Raw genomic sequence first — 20027 nt, forward strand, 5'->3', positions numbered from 1 at the left:
GAACAACAATGCCACCTTACAAAAATCCAAAAATAAAAAGGCTCCCGACTTTTGCCGGGAGCCCGCGCAAAAACGCTATTTTTTTGTATCCTTACTTGACGAACAGCACTTTTGTCGTCGCCGTGAGGTCACCATATTTCAGCTCGACAATGTAGATTCCGCTGCTTCTGCCAGTAGCATCCCAGTGCAATGTGTGCATTCCAGCTTTCAGCGTGCCATCAAACAGCTTACTAACCACGCGACCATTTATGTCCTTTACATAGACCGTAACATTATCCTGCTTGGGAATCTCGAATGTTATGTCGCACACAGAGTTGAACGGGTTCGGTGCAGCAGTAAGAGTGAACACATCAGGTTTGAGCGAAGCGCTCTCCAGAACAGCATCATTGGTTATAGGTGCGTGAAGGAGAATTCCACCGATTATGGATTTAGCGATATCCCAAGTAGAGGTTACTGAAGCAGGATAAATCGATGTGTAGATTCTTCTATCAGTGTAAGCTACGCCAACCACCATGGAGTCATCATTAGCGTACAGGATCGCTTTTGCACCAGCATTGGGCGTAAGTCTATCTATATAGTTATCCGCTGCACTACCGAACGGATAGCTACCTCTTATGTAACCTCTGTTCTGGAAGAATACCGAGTCGCCGAACACTCTATGAACATTACCTGTAGTTGAAGGGTTACCGTCTATAGCGGAGAAGTTAAATAGGTCCAAGAATGGGGTTCCGACATAATCCTGAGCGAAGTCGGGACCCTGCACGAAGATGAATCCGCCAGCCCTCACATAATCTGCAAGCGCATTAACCATAGCCGCCGGCATAACTTCATCACTACCATCGCCACGAATTCCAAGAACTATAAACACACCCGCATCAGAGCCGCCAATGTAGTCGTTGAGGTCATACTTGTTGTATTGCGTTATGTCCTCATCCTGGTCTGTTACCGTGTAAGAAGGAATGTGTATCGCATCGAGCACATCGGTAAAGTCCTCTGTGAATCCTGCGCCATTATCGAAGTCGATAACAAGGATCTTGTTCGGGTCAGGATTAATGTGAATAGTCACGGAGTATGTTGGCGACGGCAGCGAATAACCACCATCCGTGTAGTGAACGACCACATAGAAGCTGTATGTCTCACCATCTCTGACATCGTGCACCACATATGTTGTATCATTCGGTCCAAGAGCGTCAGTTATAAGCGTTCCAGAGCCATCATAAAGCGCATAATGGTCTATGGTAAGATATGCACTGTATGGTTTATTCCACACCACAACAAGGGTTTCTGGTGCAGGAAGCGGTCTCTGAGTAGGACCATAACTTCCAGTAATAGTCGAAACGGGCCAGTAGTAAGGTAAAATGATGTCTATAGTAGTGGGCGCATTAACATTTATGGTAGTATCGACTGTATGATGGTAATCCTTGCTTACCGTTATCGTGTAAGTGCCCCAATCGACGCTCGGCCAGCAAACTGAACCGTCATCGGGGGTCACCAATGAGGGCATAGGCGGCATTGAAACCACAGCGCCAGCCTCACTCGTATCCTCCTCAAGGTCAACATTCACGCAAACTCGGACCGGCTGCGGAAGGAGATTGAAGTTAATAGTAGTATCGTGGTCGAGGTAGAATGAGGCACTGCTTGAATAATAGCCAGTATAGCTTGCCTCAAGCGTGTAGAAACCAACAGGCAGGCTTATTGAATAGCTACCATCAGATGCTGTTGTTGCTACAGTAGTGCCAGCCAGCGAAATGGTTATCCCGCCAGCAGGTGTTCCATCAAGCGAGGCGACTCCGCTAACAGTGTATTCTATGTGATGAAGATTTATGTTAACCACAATGTCGTGGTCAACGATTGTGACCGTATCGATAAATGTGCTATAACCAGGAATAGTATTCTCAGCGCGAATAATGTATGAGCCCGCGAGAAGACCAGTAAACTCATAATATCCTGAGCTGTTCGAGAACACATCAGTAGAACCAATAGTTACTCGCACATTAGCTGTAGGAACGCCGTCCACAAAAGTAGTTCCGCTTATTGTATAGGTTGGCGGGTAAAGGTAAGCATCAACATTAATGTTGCTGTCAACTATAGTCACAGTAGTATCCCAATCGACATAACCAGTAGCACTGAAGCTAACAGTGTATGAACCAGGAGCAAGTCCAGTTATCTCATAGGCGCCGTGGGTTCCACCAGAACCACTAATGTCGGTAACTCCGCCGGCGGTTACTGTCGCACCATCTATTGGTGTTCCCGTAAGTCCATCGTAAACTATTCCGTAAATGGAGTATGTTCTTGCCGCAGCATAGAGACCAAACCTTATGTGAGCCTCCTGGGTGGATGTTATCGCTATTCTGTTGGTGTCGGACATATTAATGTAGTCAGTGCTGTCGGGTGGAATACCAATAGGTGAAACTGCTATCTGCATTACCCAATCACCGCTTACGGGAACAAGTGACGAGTTCCATGTCAGCCACTGATGCGTGCCAGAAGCACCGCTAATCTTTATTATCCACTCGTTCTGCACGCAGTTATCCCTTATGTCCTTCATCAACTGCGGGAACGGTGTGGCAAGAGGATTATCGATAAATCCATAGAAGCCAGATGGTGTTACTATGAGCGGTATGTCAACGCCGGCATCGTAGGCTACAGTAGTTGATTCGCTCGCGCCAATAACGAGATTGTATATGTTGACCATAGCGCCGGAATCAACAGCGGTAACAGTAAACTCAAATTCCGGTCCGCAAATCATACCAGTAGTGAACGACCAGGAAACATCAAGTGGGTGCCGCGTTGGAACATCGACATCCGTGCAGTGAACGAACACAGTATATGTCGTCATGGGCGAAAGCAATCCTGGTGGGTCGTATGTGAGTTCGTAACCATTTCCGCTTACAAGTCTCTCCCAGTGCAGGGAATCTGTAACATCGCGTCCGTTGAACTGAACCACAACTGAAGCGCTGTCAATATCGTTATCGTCGTATAATCTGAACTTAATGTCCGTGTCAGGACCAACGCCTGTGGCACCAGAAAGCGGTCTTATTATTGTTATCTGCGGGTTTATGACGGGACGAGTGGTATCCCTTATGATAGCCTTGACAAATATAAGGTCGGATGCGGGAACGGTAAGACTGCTGTAACCGGTCATGTTGAACCATGTTATCGAACTCGGGTCCGGCCCGTGACCGACGAAAAGCTGAAGCATCAGCGGCGCGCCGAGAACCGGTATGGTTGACCTATCCCAGGTTATATCTATATTTCCAGTAGCACCTGATGTTCTTACCTCGAAAACATCCATACCAATATCAAGATGATGAATATTTGTTCCGAGCATGGTTACTTCGGGGTGAGTGGGGTCAGCAAGCGGGAAGTAAGCATAGAAGCCGGGGAACGCAGTCATCGGTATGTCGATTCCAGGGTCGAAACCATCCGTTGCTGCCGGGTCCATACCGAATGTCAGGACTGTAGGCACAGAGGTTCCGCTGCTAAGATTTATCGACATTCTCCAACCTGTGAATGCTTCCGGCGAAACGAAGAACACAGCTTCTACCGAATCACAATTGCCCGAATAGTCGCACGCATAGACCCATAGCGTGTGGTTAGTCATTCTTGGCCATCCGCTCGCCGGCTGCGGCGGAATATCGATATCGTAATCGTAGCTCACGCCTAATCTCGTATACGACCATGCTCCACTGGCAAGCGTTGTGCCATCAACTTTTATTATAACAGATGAAATGTCAACACCAACACCATAATCCCTTATCTGGAACCTTATGTGGTCATCTGCTTCGATAGTATCTATTATCATTGGATCAATGCTCCAGTTCATGTAAACTGGTGGGTCTATATCGCCCGGTGGAGTAGCAGTAGTCATGAAGCACCATGTCGTGGTATCCATAACATGAGGACCTGTCTCGGTATCGAGGTCAGCAGCCACCACTGCAACGCAAATATTGGCAGAGCCGGGGAACATATCGGCAGGATGCTCGTAAATGAATCTATAGCCGCCGATTATTGGTATTGTTCTTCCGAGTGAAGTTATATTAGCAACGCTATCAATAACACCATCAGTATCGATATCAAAGTAAAGGAGAACCGATATCGATGTCTCATCAACGCCGGTCACATCGTCAACTATGTTGAACGAAACCACTTCGTTCCACTCTATATCGTCCGCGCCATCCGCTGGATACATGCTTATAACCGATGGCGGGAAATGGTCTACAGCACCGTGTTGCCTTATTCTGATAACCACTTCCTGGTGCGGCATGAAGTAGAATGTATCGACAGTGCTCATGTCGGTCCATGTGGGAATGTCGAAAGAACCAACATTTCTTGCGCCTATCTGAGCCATCTCAACATCGGCGGGTATCGCAGTATGGTTCCATACTACCATGCGCGGCGAGGATGTATAATCGTATTCTACTCTTATTATGTAATAGTGTTCTCCAACCGTTGAATTTCTGATGTCGGTGGTAAGATATGGGTCGAACCCTGCAGGAAAACCTGTTGTGCATGGTGCAACGAAGAAGAACCTCACGCCACCGGGAATCGGCGGCATAGCAGGAACATCGAAACCCGCATCGAAACAATCAGAAGCGCGAGGGTCCGCGCCCAGAGTAAGGGTTAACGAGCTCGTTCTATCACCTGAATATACCTCTACATCATATGTCCAGCTTTGTGCATATAGGCCGCCCAGTAGTAAAACAAATACTACCAAACTAACTGTTGCCTTTCTCATAATCATCCCCCTTTCATTGGATTCTTAACTTTTATCATTCCTTTTACCTAAAAAAATTCTAAAAAATCCATCAAAAGTTTTCCTAAAACTCCTTTCAAACTCTCTTTCCTTGCCCTTAAGGGCCGGGACCCCCATCAAAGGGAGCCCCAGCCCTATCAAGCCTCGCATTACTTGGAGAGCATCATCGTTCTGGTCTGGACGAACTTTCCGGATGTCAGCTTGTAGATGTAGATTCCGCTTGCGACCTCATTTCCAAGGTCATCGGTGCCGTCCCAGACAACGGTTCTGAATCCAGGAGTCTGCTCCTCGTTAACAAGTGTCTTGACCTTATGACCAGTAACATCGAATACCTCGATCTTCACATGAGCATTCTTCGGAATCTCGTACGCTATAACAGTAGCAGTGTTGAATGGGTTCGGATAGTTTCCGCCGAGAGCGAACTTGGTCGGAACGGCTCTCTTCTCAGCCACTATGAAGTATTTGCCCTCAGTAAGCGTGACGCTACCAGCCTCTCTGAGGTTGATTCTGTTGCCGTCAACAACGATGAACACATCGTATTCCTCAGGAACATTGCTCAGGTCAGGTGTGATGCTTATAACCTTGTCAATAACATGGAGCTTCCATACGAGCTTATCAGCCTCGGGCTTGTAGTTAACTTCCATGTGGTTGTCGAGATAGACCTCAGGCTCACCAGGCATAGCAGGAAGTGCCGGCTTATCAACACCCTCATCAAGCATGTCTGTGGCGCCATCGGCAGCACCAACCACGAGTGTCTTCGCAATAGTTCCTGCCTTAACAATCAGGTCAGCATCCCAGAGAGCTGTAACCGGCGAAGCCTTGAACGAGGAGTGTCCGCTACCGGCTGAGCTAACTGTGAGCGTGCACGGAGCAACATTAACCCAGATTATGTGACCGCGGCACTGATGGAGAGTGTTGGTCGGCACATAACCGTGAGCCGCGCAATCGTAGTAGTAAGTCTGTGTGATGTTTATGGCACCAGGAGGCGTCACATCGACTCTGGATATAGGCACATCACCCCAGATAGCGCCTATGGAGTTCCAGGACGGCTGCAGGTCGTCAACGGTGAACTCAGTCACCGGATCACCGCAGACCACTATGGTATCCGCTGTGCTGGACATCACGAGGTAACCATCGCCGATTCTGAGAGGATCAGGTGCCGGGATGTAGGTTCCACCGCGATTGAGGAATACTGGTCTTGTGCCGAATATGGTGCTCTTGCTGAGGTCAGGCGGAATTACAGACAGAGCAACTAAGCTCCAGCCTGGGCAAAGCTCCCACTCGCAGCATTCGACCTCAGGTCTTACCACTACTCTGTCGCAGCCGGTGTTGCCAGCAAGGTCTGTGGCGCACACATAGACTGTATCGCCTGCGGTAAGTGTCACTGCAGCCTCACTTATGGAACCGTCATCGTTAGTAGGTATGGAGTCCGCATACTTCGTGCTCATATCCAGGCTGTAGATGCTTACATACACATATGTATTGTTGAGGACATCGCGGAATCCTCTGCCGAGCAGGTTATCGGTAATCGCGCCCGCATCACCCTGGATGCTTCCAGAAGTAAGCGTTATCTGACCACCATTTACATGAGGCGGATCAGTATCGATAAGCACGAACTTACCGTAGGACCTCGAGTATCTTGCTTCATCGTAGTCGAGAACATTACCCGCGACATCGCGACCCTTGACGAGAATCATAGCAAGACCATTACCAGCAGGATCAGAGGCTACCGCCCAGCGATACTTGTAGGAATTATCCGCGAAGTAGTACATCGGAAGCGGATAGGAATCGTAACCGCCGTCAGGCTGATGCCAGAACGGATGGAGAAGGTCGTCTGTGGTATGGACAGCGTGATACAGTCTTGCATCGAGCATGTCGTTAGGATCGTCAGTGTGGAATCCGAGATGAGGCGGACCATCTATGGTCATTCTCAGGTAATCCCATGTTCTTCCGTAGGTGCTGTCGTCGTAGCATACATAGTCCTCAGCGCCAACAGCCTGATCGAATATCGTCTGTCTCCAGTAGATATATATGTCGATAGTGTCAGCATTTGTGACCCAGATAGTCTCACCGGGCAGCGAGTCGGAGATGCAGGTCATCATTGGCGCACCACTAACTCTGGTTAGCTGCACGCGATACTCAGGATCATATGTATCAATCAGCACATAGGTCGGGTGGTCGGTCGCGTAAACCGATGTCATCGCCACATCGTGCTCGTATGTTGTGAACACTATCTTAGCTGGACCATCGAAGCGGTTATCCTGGTCGTCGAGCACCCAGTTGTAAACCAGATATCTGTGCGTATCACCGAGGCAATCGGTGAATGTTACGATATCATCAGGCAGATAGAACATATGGCGAACAACCGGGTTGGAACCGCTTATAGGTCCACCGTACTCGTCCTCGATGGTCAGCAGCACACTGTCGGTGTAGATAAGGTCATCCTCAAAGAGCTCGAACAGGACATAGATTGAATCGCCAGGATAGCCACCCTGCTCAGTGTAAGAGTGCATCAGCGGGTCAGTAATACCGGATGTCGGGTCAGGATTGTTGAATGTTATGACCTGGAACTTATGCAGGTGCTCATGACCCTCGATTATCGACTGTGTGATGTATACCCAGCCTGGCCAGTCAGGATACTTATCCTCGTTAGGCCACGGATAGATATCGTCAGCCCACGGCTGGCTCGGATAGTTGCAGGACGTTCTCTTCATAGCATCCACGAAGTTGTCGCCGCGTGCAAGGAACGCCTCGCGCGGAATCTGTATGTTGCCGCGGGTGAACATGAAGGTATGCGGATAGGTTTCGCTGGTAACCACGCCGTCATCCTCGTAAACATTGGTAACCTCGTTAATTCCGTAAACCTTCACTCTGTAGAGTCCCGGAATAAGCTCACCAGCGCAATCCCACTCGTAGATTATCGCATTAATCGTCGGGTCATACCACAGACCATCTGACGGATCCTCATCCACGCGGATGAAATCATCGTCGTAAGGCGGTGTGTGGTCAGTTATAGGATAGATAGCTCCGGTAACCTCGTCGATCCAGGCAAGGCCAATCTTGTCAACTCTGGTGATCTCAGGACCCGTGATAACGAATCTTATCTTCTCAGTGGTCGGCAGGAATATCAGTCTATCAGTTCCCATCGGAATGTCGCCGTCAAAGTCGCTCGTGAGGTATACATCGGTTCCGCCCTCGATAACCTTGTTGTCGAACCACAGGTTGAGAACCGTATCCGCAACATAGTCTCCAGGATAGAATCTCGAGTAAACCTTGAACACTATCGAAGCGTACAGGCTTTCCTCGCCGGCAGCCGCGGTGAATATGTCGAATATGGAGCACGGGAGCTTAGCGGCATATGTTCCGTAGTGATAGCTATACCACACATACGGCGATGTCGGAACATCGTCTATGACGAAGTGGTAAGCATCACCAGGTCTTGTCGGAACATCGCTGTCGCCCCAGGCAACGGTGTGGAAGTAGACATCGAACACCACGCTGTCGGTAATTGATGGGTCGAAGTCGTATGCGAATATGTCGTTGCATCTTCCGATAGGCGAGATAAGCCCGAACAGTCCACCGCCCTCATAGGATGTTACCACGCCAGCACCACCGCCGTACGGAGTTTCCCAAGCATCGTTCTCAGAAACATCGGATGTGAACTCGGTTACCGGCCAACCCATTGTCGGCGGATGATACCTTGTCTCAATCCTGAACGGATAGACATGAGGCAGCATCTCGTTGCCGGCATTGTCGGCGAAGCCCTGAACTCTTATCTCCGCAACACCGTCCATAAGTCCGCCGCCAGCTATAATCATGTAACCAATCCATTCTCTGTCAGTATTCCATCCTGGCTCAACCGTAAGAGCGCCAGGAGTTCCTACCTCTTCGTCACTGCTGGGCACGGAGCTTCTATAAAGCGGACCACCAGCGACATGCTCGTAATCAGCATATATGTTGGCAAGCGGGAAGAACCTTGCATAGCTTTCTATAGGAACAACAGGGAACCAGTGCGTCCAGCCTTCAGGTCTAAATCTGACCATGTGGCCAAGCTCTTCTCCGACATCCATATTATCGTTGAACCATATTCTCACATAAACCGTGCATATAGCACCAGGCTCATCAGGCGGTGAGAAGTTGTACACGCCTATAAGGCTGTCCTGAGTCGGTATCAGCCACGGAGCCTTGAACAGGCTCGGATCCCAGCAGTTGAAGTCGAGAATCTCACCAGTAACTGAATCCTTTATAGCGGTGCAGAACGCGATACCCTTAATCTCCGGCAGACCATTATCGAGCGCCATCTTGTCGGACATCACGAACGCGCTGTTACCGAGCTTATCCTGAATGGTAGCAACAGCATACATAGAATCCGCAATGTAGAGCGTGTCGTAGGTTATCGTTGTCATCTCTGCGACCTCAGGGTGCACGCTGTGGTCGATACCGTGATAGAGTTGCACCGGTGTGACAAGCCTCATTGTTCTCGCTATCTGAGTCTCATCTGCGCAGTTGTGGATAACGAAGGACTCATTGGTGAACAGGTAGTAAGTGCCAGGATTGTATCTTAATTCGAGATATTCATTGAGCTCTGGATGCCACTCGTAAACCAGCGTGTCGGAGTAAGGCACCACTGCTGGCAGTGGCCACGGTGTCGTCCAACCCTCAGTGGTTCCACCACCCGAGCATCCGACGCCATCGTCAGTTATAGCCTCAAGTCTTACCCTTATGTTATAGTTGCTCCTGTGGCGAGCAACGCAGTTAACCTCATCATAACCGGAAACCGCTACAAGAGGAGCAAAGTGTCCAGTGGGCGGCTCCATATCTATTATGTAATCCCATCTGTATTCATGATACACCGAAAGCGTATCCTCACCGAACATATTCGGTGTCCTGGTGTGGATTCCGACGGTAACAACGATGCTGTCCTTGTTGCGGTAACCGTATATCGGAATCAGATGATGAATAACACCAATGGTATCACCGGTTATTGAATCGAGGTAAGGCTCAACGAGGAGCTCCCAATCTCTCGGTGCAGGCCAGCCGCAGTACTCATGAGGAATGAAGTTGACTGGTATCAGATAACCACCCGCACCAAAGATGTACACTGTATCGTAAATCGTGTCGCATGTCATAAGCTGGTCGAGCGGACCGATTATGAGCCTTCCGCCGTCGATGCAGCCATCTGTGCCGTAGGGCACGCCATCTCTCATCGGGATATACTGCAGCCAACAAGCGATGCAGTCAGCATCATACCAGTCCTCACGGCTCCAGATTAGCGTACCGGTGGAGTCGTAAAGCTCTACCTTAGCATACGGCGAGTGATTAACCACGGAATCGCTGCCAGGATGGCTTCCACCACGATGCTCGTAAACTATCGAATCGGTGCATGTCTGTATGTCGAATGTTATGAAGTTGAGTTCCTTGGCATATTTACCAAGATACGGGTCACGGTCCATATCGGAAAGATCGGTCTCGCTCGTAACCTCATCAAGGTTGTAATATGTACCATGAAGGTCAGGTGGATAATGGAAATCTACACCGTGTACCCAGTCATCATAAGCTTCATCGTTGAACCAGTTGACCTCTGTTACTTCGAGGTCAGGCTTAATCTTAACAGCCTCGGTCCATACCTGCTGCCAGTTCGGGTTCTCAAAGTCGTTGTAGATGTATTTAACGCCAGTGGTTCCGCCGGACTCGTAGTTGTAAACCGTATCGCCGAAGAACGACTGATAGGAGTGCTCACCAGTACGCCAGAATGTGAAGAACATGTATTGTATAGCATCATCAGAGCTGAGATATGTTCCACCGGTGTAGCAGTCGAACTCATGATGCCACTCATAATATTCTCCGCCGGTTCCGCCAAGATATGGACCACGCCAGTTGACCTGACGCTCGGTCGCGGGGAACCACGGAGTGTTAACAGCGTCACCAGCATAAATCTCGACTATAACGCTGTCGCCGGGCTCGAAGAAGTGGCAGCTATGTTCATCACCATCTCCCCAGTAGAGCTTAAGCCACGCGGAACGCTCAGGATCAAGTGAATCTTCCTCAAGCTTCACATAGAAGTATCTATCTGCTCTGTAAGCATCACTGCAGCATGGCAGCCAGCGGCAGGTATCCATTCCGTGACCATAGTACGCAGTGAAGTAGGTTCCAAGATGAGCGTCGTGATAAACCAAAGCTTCCTCGCCAACCGGAAGGTCATTAATGAATATGGTATCTATGTTATAAGGAATGCCATCTGTTTCGTCGCAGTCCTCGTCGTCAATGGTAATTATTCTCACATCGACAGCACCCATGCCGGCAACATGAGCGTCACACCATCTTGGACCAACATGGCGAGCAACATCGGTTATCTTGAACTTCCACTCGAACGGGCACTGGTCGAACTCGGTTACCTGATACTGTGGCGGATCGGCGTCGACATAGAATGTCCATCTCGCTACCTGTCTTGGCGCAAGAACCAATCCGTCAGGGTCAACCACATCCTCAGCCCAGTTGTTGCCGGGCACATAATGTGTGAACCTGAACTTTTCTACACCGCCTGCATAGGAACCAACGACAGTGCAGCCACCCACGCTGGTTGGGCATGGACCGAATCCGCCGCACTCCATCGTGCAGTTGGTGTAGGCATTATCGGCTGCGTATACTGTCACGCAGACCTCATCGCCCGACCTGAACGCAGCAGCACCAGGAAGCGGCCTTGTTGCATACGGGTCAAACACGACTCTTGTGCCCCACCAGCTGTAGAGCGAGTCGTGCATTCTTATCTTCTCGACGACGAGGTTAGGAACGCTCGCTGGATGTGTCGTCGGATAAACGCCTGAACGATTTATAACGAAATTCCTGCCCTCAGGACCACCGTAATACGGATGCCATGTGCCGTCGCAACCGCGAACCTTTATGTTCATTATTATCGAGTCCGCATTAACGCCTGATACACCATAGAACCTTGGACCGAAGTCTCCGAGGTTATCCTTATAGTAAGTCGGGTTGTCGACATTATCGAACCCTATCTGGTCATAAAGGTCAACAGTTATCACCTGTGTGGTGTCAGATGTCACCCAGCCATGAGGCGGATAATAGTTGCTTGTGGGCGCATACGGTCCAACAAGGTCTATTCTTACTATTCCAAGGGTGTCAGGGCTGTAGCTTGTGTAACCAGGGCAGGTCACGCTCCAAAGAGGAACATGATTGTCAAAGGACGTCTTGGTTCCGTAGTTGGGGTCATTTCCGCCAGCGGAGCACCAGGAATCGGACGGATAAAGGTCTATTGAGCCGTATGCGATAGCGGTATCTTTCTGGCTACCCTGACCGTAGTCGGGGTCGTCCATGATCATCGTCGCGATTATGTAAACCTTATCGCCGGACTGAAGCTCAAACAACGAGGCATCCGTTCTGTATGGCGAACGATATAGATGCTCGAAGTTAATATACAGATATCCGCCCGTGCCTTCGTCGTTCTCATCGAAGTAAACGCCCTGAATCGAGTCGCCAGAACATGCATCATACCACTTAATCATATCATCTTCCGTTACGGTAAGCGTATATGTCGCAGCAGGCATAAATGTTCCAGCCTCAGAACCAGTAGCCTGACGCTCAACTATGAATGTAATCTCGAAGTCTCTCTGATTGAATCCTGAACCACCTGCTCCGCCAGTGTACTTCGTTCCATGGTTGGTAACATCGTGAACCCTTGCGTAATCGTCATAAACTTCTATGGTGAATACGGGGAGGGAATCTGCAAGCCATACATAAGGAACGGGCGCACCCTCAATTTCATCGGCTCTGTTGAAATTACCAGCTGTGCCGTAATCTCTGTAGGCTCTTGTCTCATTATCATGGCCCTCAGTGCTGGGGCAAACGAGTTCAGCATTAGGACCGGAAAGGTCAACGATGAATATCCATGAAGTATCGGAATACCAATTCGGACCGCCGTTAGCACGGTTGAATACTCTTACTGAAACCCTCACTATAGCACCGTCAAGGAATGGGTCAAGATAATCATCCACAGTTGAAGGACCATCATTACCGACAGCAATCCAGAACGAATCTATACCGCATCCGCCAAGGTCATTAACTGCGCCAGCTTCATAGAAGTTACCCCAGCGAGGCGTGGTATGTGCGGGGTCACTAACGCAGTCGTCATCATTGCCGTCAGCCTTTATGTAAACCTCCCAGCCGAGCCCATGACCACCATTTCTTAGCGTATCCCGACCGAACTCGAGAGGATTCCTGAAGAATATGGAGTCTATTCTGCACGGGAAGTTTCCGCCGTTAAGATAGCGAATCTCGACCACCACCGAGCCTATGCAACTCTGCCTGTCCTGTGCCATGAATGAGATAAGCTGGGTCGAATCAGCAGTGAAGATATAGAAGTCGTTGGTGGCTGGCCTTGAAGGCTCAGATGCCCACTCATACTCAGAACCCGGAATGCCACCATAGGTCGGGTCAACGCCGTCAACATTGATAGCATCGGAATGCGGACCATTGGAACCGACAACATTGCTTGGATAAAGTGCGTAAATCTGCGGTGGGAAGTTCTCTATACCATAAAGGAACTCAGCGCTCGCCCAACGCTCAGCAAGAGGATTGGTTGGGTCGGGATTGTTCGGTGTAACCTCAACATGACCAAGCGGCGGGACGGATTTGTGTTGATAGGCATCGTCAATGTAACAATGAATATCGGCTATGGAATCGATACCCACAAAGAATGTGTCGGCCTCAGTTATACCAGCAATACCGCCACCATACAATGTATCTTCACAATCATGGCAGCCGATGGTGCGCAGAACCACCCAAATCCTCTTGAACGGAAGGTTCTTACCTGTCCATGAGAACTGTGGTGGTATCGCTATCGGGTTTCTGAACGGGAATATGGCGACCCACTTATTGTATGTTCCCAGCGGCGTTGATGCAGTTCCGACCTTTATCCACTTAAGCGTTGGGTCGGTGGGATCGTCGGGGTCATATGTCAAGGTCTCCGCCGCGGTGGTTGGGTCATAAGGAACTGAGAAGTCAACATAATACGCCCTTGCAGTATCGAGAAGTCTTTCAGGAAGACCCGCTATATCGGAGTTATCAAAGATATCACAAAGAGGAGCGTGAGCAGGAATGCCGTCGTCCCTATCCACATAGAACTGAACGCCAGTGTAGTAGTCCTCCTCAGTCGCTGAAACGCCAAAGAATTCCCTTGCGTCTTCGGGCTTAAGCGGAGCCAGGTCTTCGTTGGGGTCGAAGTGCTGATTCCCCCAGATGGTGAGCTTTATGGCGGTAATGTATATTCTGTGCGAGGATGCCAGCACATCTAACCTTAGCACCGCTCTATCGGACTGAAGCCCTATCAGTTCCTCGTCCATCCATGTTACCGCATCAACACCAGGAAGTCCGTAAACTCCTACCTCGGTGTGGCTTCCGTCAAGCTTGAATGTGGACCAGCTGTGTGGTCTTGCAGGGGTGAACGATGTTACTGTGCTGAAATCGGTAGTATAGTTGCTGGGGATATTTGTACCATAGCCCCCATCCACCAGGTTGAACACATTGAAATACTGCCAATCACTGCCTGTCCCCTGCGCGAATAGGGTGCCAACAAGCACCATAAGGCTTAACAACAGAACAACTGCGCCTCTCCCTCTCATACCGCGCTCCTTTCTGAAAATGGTTTTACTCTCATTAACACCTTCACAACCACCAAATTTCTCCTTATCCACTATACTACCTCCTTACACTAATTTTTGCCCCACATCGCCAAAATAAATCATAACAACATTAATCAAAGAACACAAAATCTCCACAACTGAATCTTTTGAAGAATCTACTTCATCACACCTTTCTTGTCAAGCCAATTTTGAATATTATCATCAAATTTTTATTAAAACATTTTTATTATAGTTAGAAACATTATTTGCTTTGTCAAGCGAAATTAAAAGCCCTTTCCAAAAAGGATCAAACCCAAATCAAATTTTATTTTCCATTCGTTTCTCTCCTTACCTTCTATATGATCAGCGTTGGCAACACGGCAATACTCAAGCGATAAACTTATACTAAAATCGGATTGAAAATTTTTGCTCTCATAAAAACCTCTATCATAAAACAGATCCACGCTAAAACCAGCTTTCTTTTCGACAACACCAGTGGGGAACGGTTCTTTATAATTCGGGTCGTCAAGCCAAGGTTCAGTCCATGGGTCGTCAATCCTGCCCTCGCCTTTTCTTATATAAAACACATCAAGATTGCCGCCGAAGTCCTTGCCGAACAACTTTATACCAGCACTTATTTTATCAAAATCATTTCCCAGCTGTGCTCCAAGGGGTTTTCCCTCGTAGAGATACCTATTCCACGGCTTCGATTGATTGAAGGTTCTATTCAAAACGAGTTCGTATCTTACCGTTGGCGTTAAGAACAACTTTTTAAAGGACAAGCCGTAATCAACCTGTGCTGCAAGACCGGCTTCCGTCGGCTCTCTGTCCCCCGGTGTTTTGTGCTCTATTTGATAGTCATCAATCACTATCTCCCCTCTAAGTCTTACAGGTGGCAAAAGAAGCTTGCCGTTTAATATCCACACGGTATTGTCGTCCCACCTGTGGTTAAGCTGCTCACCATGAAGCTCAAAAAGGGGCAACATATAATACATCTCAACCCGCCGCCCAACACCACCAAAAAGCATAAGCTCTGAGAACGAAAGGTTAGCAGGTCCTACCGATACTTCCCACATGTGCCCGGCAAGAAACCTGTTGTAAATCACCTTGGTCGTTCCAGCCCATTCAACATATTCGTCGAGCTGCCCGATAAACCAGTGAAGGTTAACATATTTTCCGAGTCGAAATTTAGCCTGTGCCATCTCGAAAGGCTTTGCCCCCGACAGAGCCACACCAAGCCCATAGGAGAGGTAATCTCTTCCAAGTTGAACATAATAATCACCCTTTCGCCACCTTAAATAAACTTGGTCGGCTTTGCCTGCTATCCGTTCCCACCTTGCCCCAAAGTATTCGGGGTCGTAGTAATATCCGCTATCAAGTCGATAAATTCCGAGTATGGTGAAATCAGAGTGCATTCCTCCCACGCCAATATTCATTCTGCCGAACTCCCTCAATCTCGAATTCCACCTGTTGCCGAACCACACACCAGGTGTCCAATAAATCCAGCCCACATCAGGGATGCTTCTCCTATCTATCAATCGCGAAACCCTTCGAGCGTAAAAAGCATGGGGATTGGCTTTACACGCAGCCAAAAGAACATCCGATGAATACGGTTTAACTTCAGGGAGTTTTGGGACTATACCTCTAAGCTCAAGTTCCTCGCACAAATCGTTAAGATGCCAGTCAGGGCTTAAAGTAAAATCAGCACCCAAAGCCATTGCGATAAGCATAATTTTTGTCAATATAATTTTTCGCATACATTATTATAATATCATCTAATTTCTCAGAAGCACTTCATATCCTCCAAAAGTATTGCCGCCCAAAAATTTCAATCGCTTCTTAATCTTTGCAGCAAGCCGTGTTATCTGTTCAGGGGTTGGATTAACATATGAGGCATCTATATCAACTATAGCCACAGTAAGGCTTAGGAAAGGGAAAAATCGTTTGTTGCCGTCCCTATCGAGTCCCTCAATACCGCCCATTTGCCTGTGACGATTATCGTAAAAACCTGGTGCGTTCTGCCTTACGACTCTTATAGCCTCAGCTGCGACATCGCGCATGGTATAAGGGTTTCCCACGAGCACGAAATCATCCCCGCCAAGATGGCCGAGAAAGTCTCCAGCAGTGCCGTACTTCCTGAGACTGTTTTTAAGCGTCCTCGCCACCATAAGTATAACCTGATCACCTCGCGAAAAACCGTATGCATCGTTAAAAGGCTTGAAATTATCAATATCGGCGTAGCCAACGGAAAATTGCTCGCCACTCCTTAGCGCTGAAACTATCCTTTTTCTAACTATCTCATCTCCGGGAAGACCTGTCAAGGGATTCATGTTCGCATTTAACTCGACTCGTGCGATAACATTTCTTATCAACGACGAGAAATTAGGGTGGAAAATCTGCTCCTTTAGTATGAAGTCATCTATCGTTCCACTGAATGATTCGAGCCTTATCGAGCTTCTCGCGTTCGCAACGAGCAGAATTATAGGTATGTGAGACAACGCTATTTCGGACTTAACCGATTGGCAAAGCTCCACTCCTCGACCACCGCCCAGACCTGAATCCACAATAATGACATCTGGGTCAAGTCTTCTTGCAAGGGAAAGCCCCTCGCCTGCTTCCGATGTAGTAATCAACTCGAACTCCTCGCCGCCAAGCGCATTAACGAGCATCTCAGCGGTTAAATCGTCGTCGCAAACTATTAGCACTCTTTCTTTCATCGTTCCCCCGCCGTTTTTATAGATTTCGCCTGCCCCAATACAACGCATTCAAAGGGCACGACAAAACGCACTCGTTACAACTTATGCAGTGGCTGCTTTTTACGGTAAGCTCCCTTGTTATGTCAATCCCCATCGGGCAAACACGGCAAACATAGCAGTTTTTACATACCTCAAGGTTCAGCCTTACTTTGTAACGGGACAGCGGCACGAAAACCCCCATAAGCGCACCAAATGGACATATGTATCTGCAGAAACCTCTTCTTACACGAAGCGAAACAAAAACGAAAAATAAAAGCAAAACCAAAGTAACAGGTGGCACGCTCATTTTGAAAGCATTGCAGCTCCAATAAACTGGGCAGCCAAGAATGCAAAATAGCCGCTCAGTGGCAACAGTTCCGACAACAATGAAAATCAAAACTCCATACGAAAAGTATCTCATCCTCTCGTTCAGCCAATGGGGAATTTTTTTCGCGTTGATGTGCAATCTTTCGCCAAGCTCGCCAAAAATATCAGCGACAAAACCCACGGGACAAACCCAGCCGCAAAAAGGTCTCGGGATAATTATCGTTGAAGCTATCGCCAATGCACCCAAAATAATGCCAGCAAGCCAAAAAATTCGAGTGCCCTTAAGAAGCGAAAGCAATGGGCTTTCAAAAAATGCTATGGGGCAAATGGTATGCACCCAATGAGGACCAATGACGAAAAACACGAGAATAATGAAGAAGGCAAAAGAAATAATTTGAATTATGGTTCTTTTCGGATATTTGAAAAGAAAAGCTGTAGCTTTGTATGCCGAATGTTTTCGGTTCATCGCAACTACAATTATATATAATCAAATATGTTTTCGCAAGTATTTAATTAAATTATTTAGAGAATTTTTGTAACTTATTGATATAAAATCTATTAATCGGATAGTTCTAATCTAATGCCATAAATGGGACCGCTATAAACAAAATAAGGCGGATAGTATTCTCGTGCCCCAAGAACATTGTCCAAATTTACGGTCGCATTAATAAATTTCCATTTTACCGTAAAGCCTAATGATATGTCCCAAAAGCCATCAACCCACCTGCCCCCTCGACGAAGAAACATTCCCGAGCAATAGGTAACGCCCAATTTCGCCGAAAACCAATCCGTAGGCGCGACCAAAACTTTTGCGGTAGTCTTTGTTCTCGGTTTCAACGGGACCCAGCCGCCCCGCGAAAACGAGGAATAATCTGCCATCGACTTCAAGGCAATTCTTATATCCACCCCCGCTTTCTTAAGCTCGCTTTCAAGAGTAAAGCTTCCGTAAAGGATGTTTACCCTATCGCAGTCTGCTGTAAAACCCCAGCTCGTATCTTTCTCGACGAATGCCCTTTTGTCCGCCTTTCCTGCTACTCCATTAAATTTTATCATCATGGTTTTGAACCGAGATTTTATCGATATCGATAGCGATTCCGCCATTTCATGCACACCCGGTTTCACGCTCACCGTTGGCTCATCAATTGTTACTTTAGCCAAAGGTGCCACGCTGGCATCGGCGCCGTATTTCGCGCTTATCCCAAGGATAGGCGTTGCATACTCAAATTCAAGAAATGGCCTCGTGATTTTTTCATCATAGCTGTTGCCCACATGCTGAATTCCTGCTCTAAGGATGCCGAACCTTAAAATTTTAAATCCGCCAATGGCTGCGTTGTAAACATTCTCGTCGTCGCTTTCCTCGCCAAAGCCGCATCCCGCATAACCCCCCGAAAAAACCAAGCCGAAATCACCCTTTATCCGCTGATGAACCCTTGCTGATATGCGTCCGCTCGGCTCGCTTTGCCTTCCTATCATGGTGGCGTCATCATCGCCCCACACAGGATACCAATCCCTTAGCGCGAATGCTCCGTAGCCGTTTATCGAGAAAACGCCGCTTCGCCACGGAAAAATCATTCCACCCTCTACCGCCGCTGAAATAAGCCTTGGCGCCCACGAAAGATAGTGCCTCTTGCGGTATCTGGCGACCAAATCGAAAAAAGCCGTTCTAACGCCAAACTTTTCCCTGCGGAATTCGCCCTCAAGGTCGATGAAGTAAAGCGTTGATGCCCTCTTGTCCATTCCGTTTGAGAGATACCATCTCGTAAGATTTGTGTTTATCGCCCCACCGCCGAAAAAATCTTTGTTGCTCGCATTAAGCCACATTCTTTTGTTCGCGAATCTCTTTTCCCGCCTGAGAAACCTCTCGAAAGAGCTTTTTATCAGTGGCTTGAAGTCGCGCAACGAGGCTATGGAATCCTCATTAACGGTGATTTTACCTTTTGGAGTCTCTCGTGGTGGTTCAATTCCCTCAACGGCGGGGACAGCCGAAAAAACGAACCAAAAAAGCGATAAAATCAAAAATTTAGCGCGAAAACTCACCAATCCGTTCCCCTTTCGACACTATTACATCAGGTAAATTTAAAAGATATCATTTATCGCACAAGATTTTATAATTGCTTTACAAATTTCGTTATATTCATTTTTTAGATTTAGGCGCCCATAGCTCAACTGGATAGAGCACCGGACTTCGGATCCGGTGGTTGGGGGTTCGAGTCCCTCTGGGCGCGAAAAAAATTTTCCCAAAAAACCAGAAAATTCTTGCGCAGCGTTCCAAAACATCCCTTATTAATAAGGGTCTTTGAAAATTTAACATTCAAAAAATTTCCGGTGGCTTTGTGTCTCAGAAAGTATGGGGGTTACGGAATTTTTGTAACTTGTTGCAGGACAAGATGTTAGGTGTTCTTGTGATTTTTCCCAAGCGGATTTTTCCCGCTTATTTTTGGGGATACTGAAAAACGGCTTTGTAAATTGTTGGTATTCAGGGGTTTACGGGTTCAAGGGTTTCAAACCTATCCTCGGCTAATAGGGGATTGCGACCCCACATTGTTTTTCCACCGGGGAAATTTGCTGAACCGT

The 20027-nt window shown here is 48.0% G+C and carries 6 protein-coding genes and 1 tRNA gene; 1 reads left to right on the forward strand and 6 read right to left on the reverse strand.

What is annotated here, in order from left to right; genetic code table 11:
- Positions 1 to 91: 91 nt before the first annotated feature.
- From J7J62_01775 to J7J62_01800, 6 genes are all read right to left on the reverse strand, one after another.
- Positions 92 to 4738 carry a carboxypeptidase regulatory-like domain-containing protein gene (locus J7J62_01775; GenBank protein ID MCD6123886.1) on the reverse strand — a complete coding sequence of 1549 codons (4647 nt, stop codon included), beginning with the start codon at positions 4736 to 4738 and terminating at the stop codon, positions 92 to 94.
- 167 nt (positions 4739 to 4905) lie between these two features.
- Positions 4906 to 14463, reverse strand: a complete 9558-nt coding sequence (locus tag J7J62_01780; protein ID MCD6123887.1) for a T9SS type A sorting domain-containing protein — start codon at positions 14461 to 14463, stop codon at positions 4906 to 4908.
- Between the two features lie 212 nt (positions 14464 to 14675).
- Positions 14676 to 16121: a hypothetical protein gene (locus tag J7J62_01785; protein ID MCD6123888.1), complete on the reverse strand. Its 1446-nt coding sequence runs from the start codon at positions 16119 to 16121 to the stop codon at positions 14676 to 14678.
- A gap of 45 nt (positions 16122 to 16166) precedes the next feature.
- Positions 16167 to 17108 (reverse strand): diguanylate cyclase, encoded by a 942-nt coding sequence (locus J7J62_01790; GenBank protein ID MCD6123889.1) that lies wholly within the window; start codon positions 17106 to 17108, stop codon positions 16167 to 16169.
- A gap of 16 nt (positions 17109 to 17124) precedes the next feature.
- Positions 17125 to 17919, reverse strand: coding sequence for a 4Fe-4S binding protein (locus J7J62_01795; GenBank protein MCD6123890.1), 795 nt, complete (start codon positions 17917 to 17919; stop codon positions 17125 to 17127).
- A gap of 92 nt (positions 17920 to 18011) precedes the next feature.
- Complete coding sequence (locus tag J7J62_01800) at positions 18012 to 19493, reverse strand: hypothetical protein (protein ID MCD6123891.1); 1482 nt, start codon at positions 19491 to 19493, stop codon at positions 18012 to 18014.
- A gap of 111 nt (positions 19494 to 19604) precedes the next feature.
- Here J7J62_01800 and J7J62_01805 point away from each other — a divergent pair.
- Positions 19605 to 19678, forward strand: a tRNA-Arg gene (locus J7J62_01805).
- Positions 19679 to 20027 lie beyond the last annotated feature (349 nt).

The sequence above is a fragment of the bacterium genome, from assembly GCA_021159335.1.
GTDB lineage: Bacteria > UBP14 > UBA6098 > B30-G16 > B30-G16 > JAGGRZ01.

Bases quoted from the DNA above. Each gene is read 5' to 3' on its own strand.
- J7J62_01795 (MCD6123890.1), bottom strand. From the start codon at position 17,919: ATGAACCGAAAACATTCGGCATACAAAGCTACAGCTTTTCTTTTCAAA.
- J7J62_01775 (MCD6123886.1), bottom strand. From the start codon at position 4,738: ATGAGAAAGGCAACAGTTAGTTTGGTAGTATTTGTTTTACTACTGGGC.
- J7J62_01785 (MCD6123888.1), bottom strand. From the start codon at position 16,121: ATGCTTATCGCAATGGCTTTGGGTGCTGATTTTACTTTAAGCCCTGAC.
- J7J62_01790 (MCD6123889.1), bottom strand. From the start codon at position 17,108: ATGAAAGAAAGAGTGCTAATAGTTTGCGACGACGATTTAACCGCTGAG.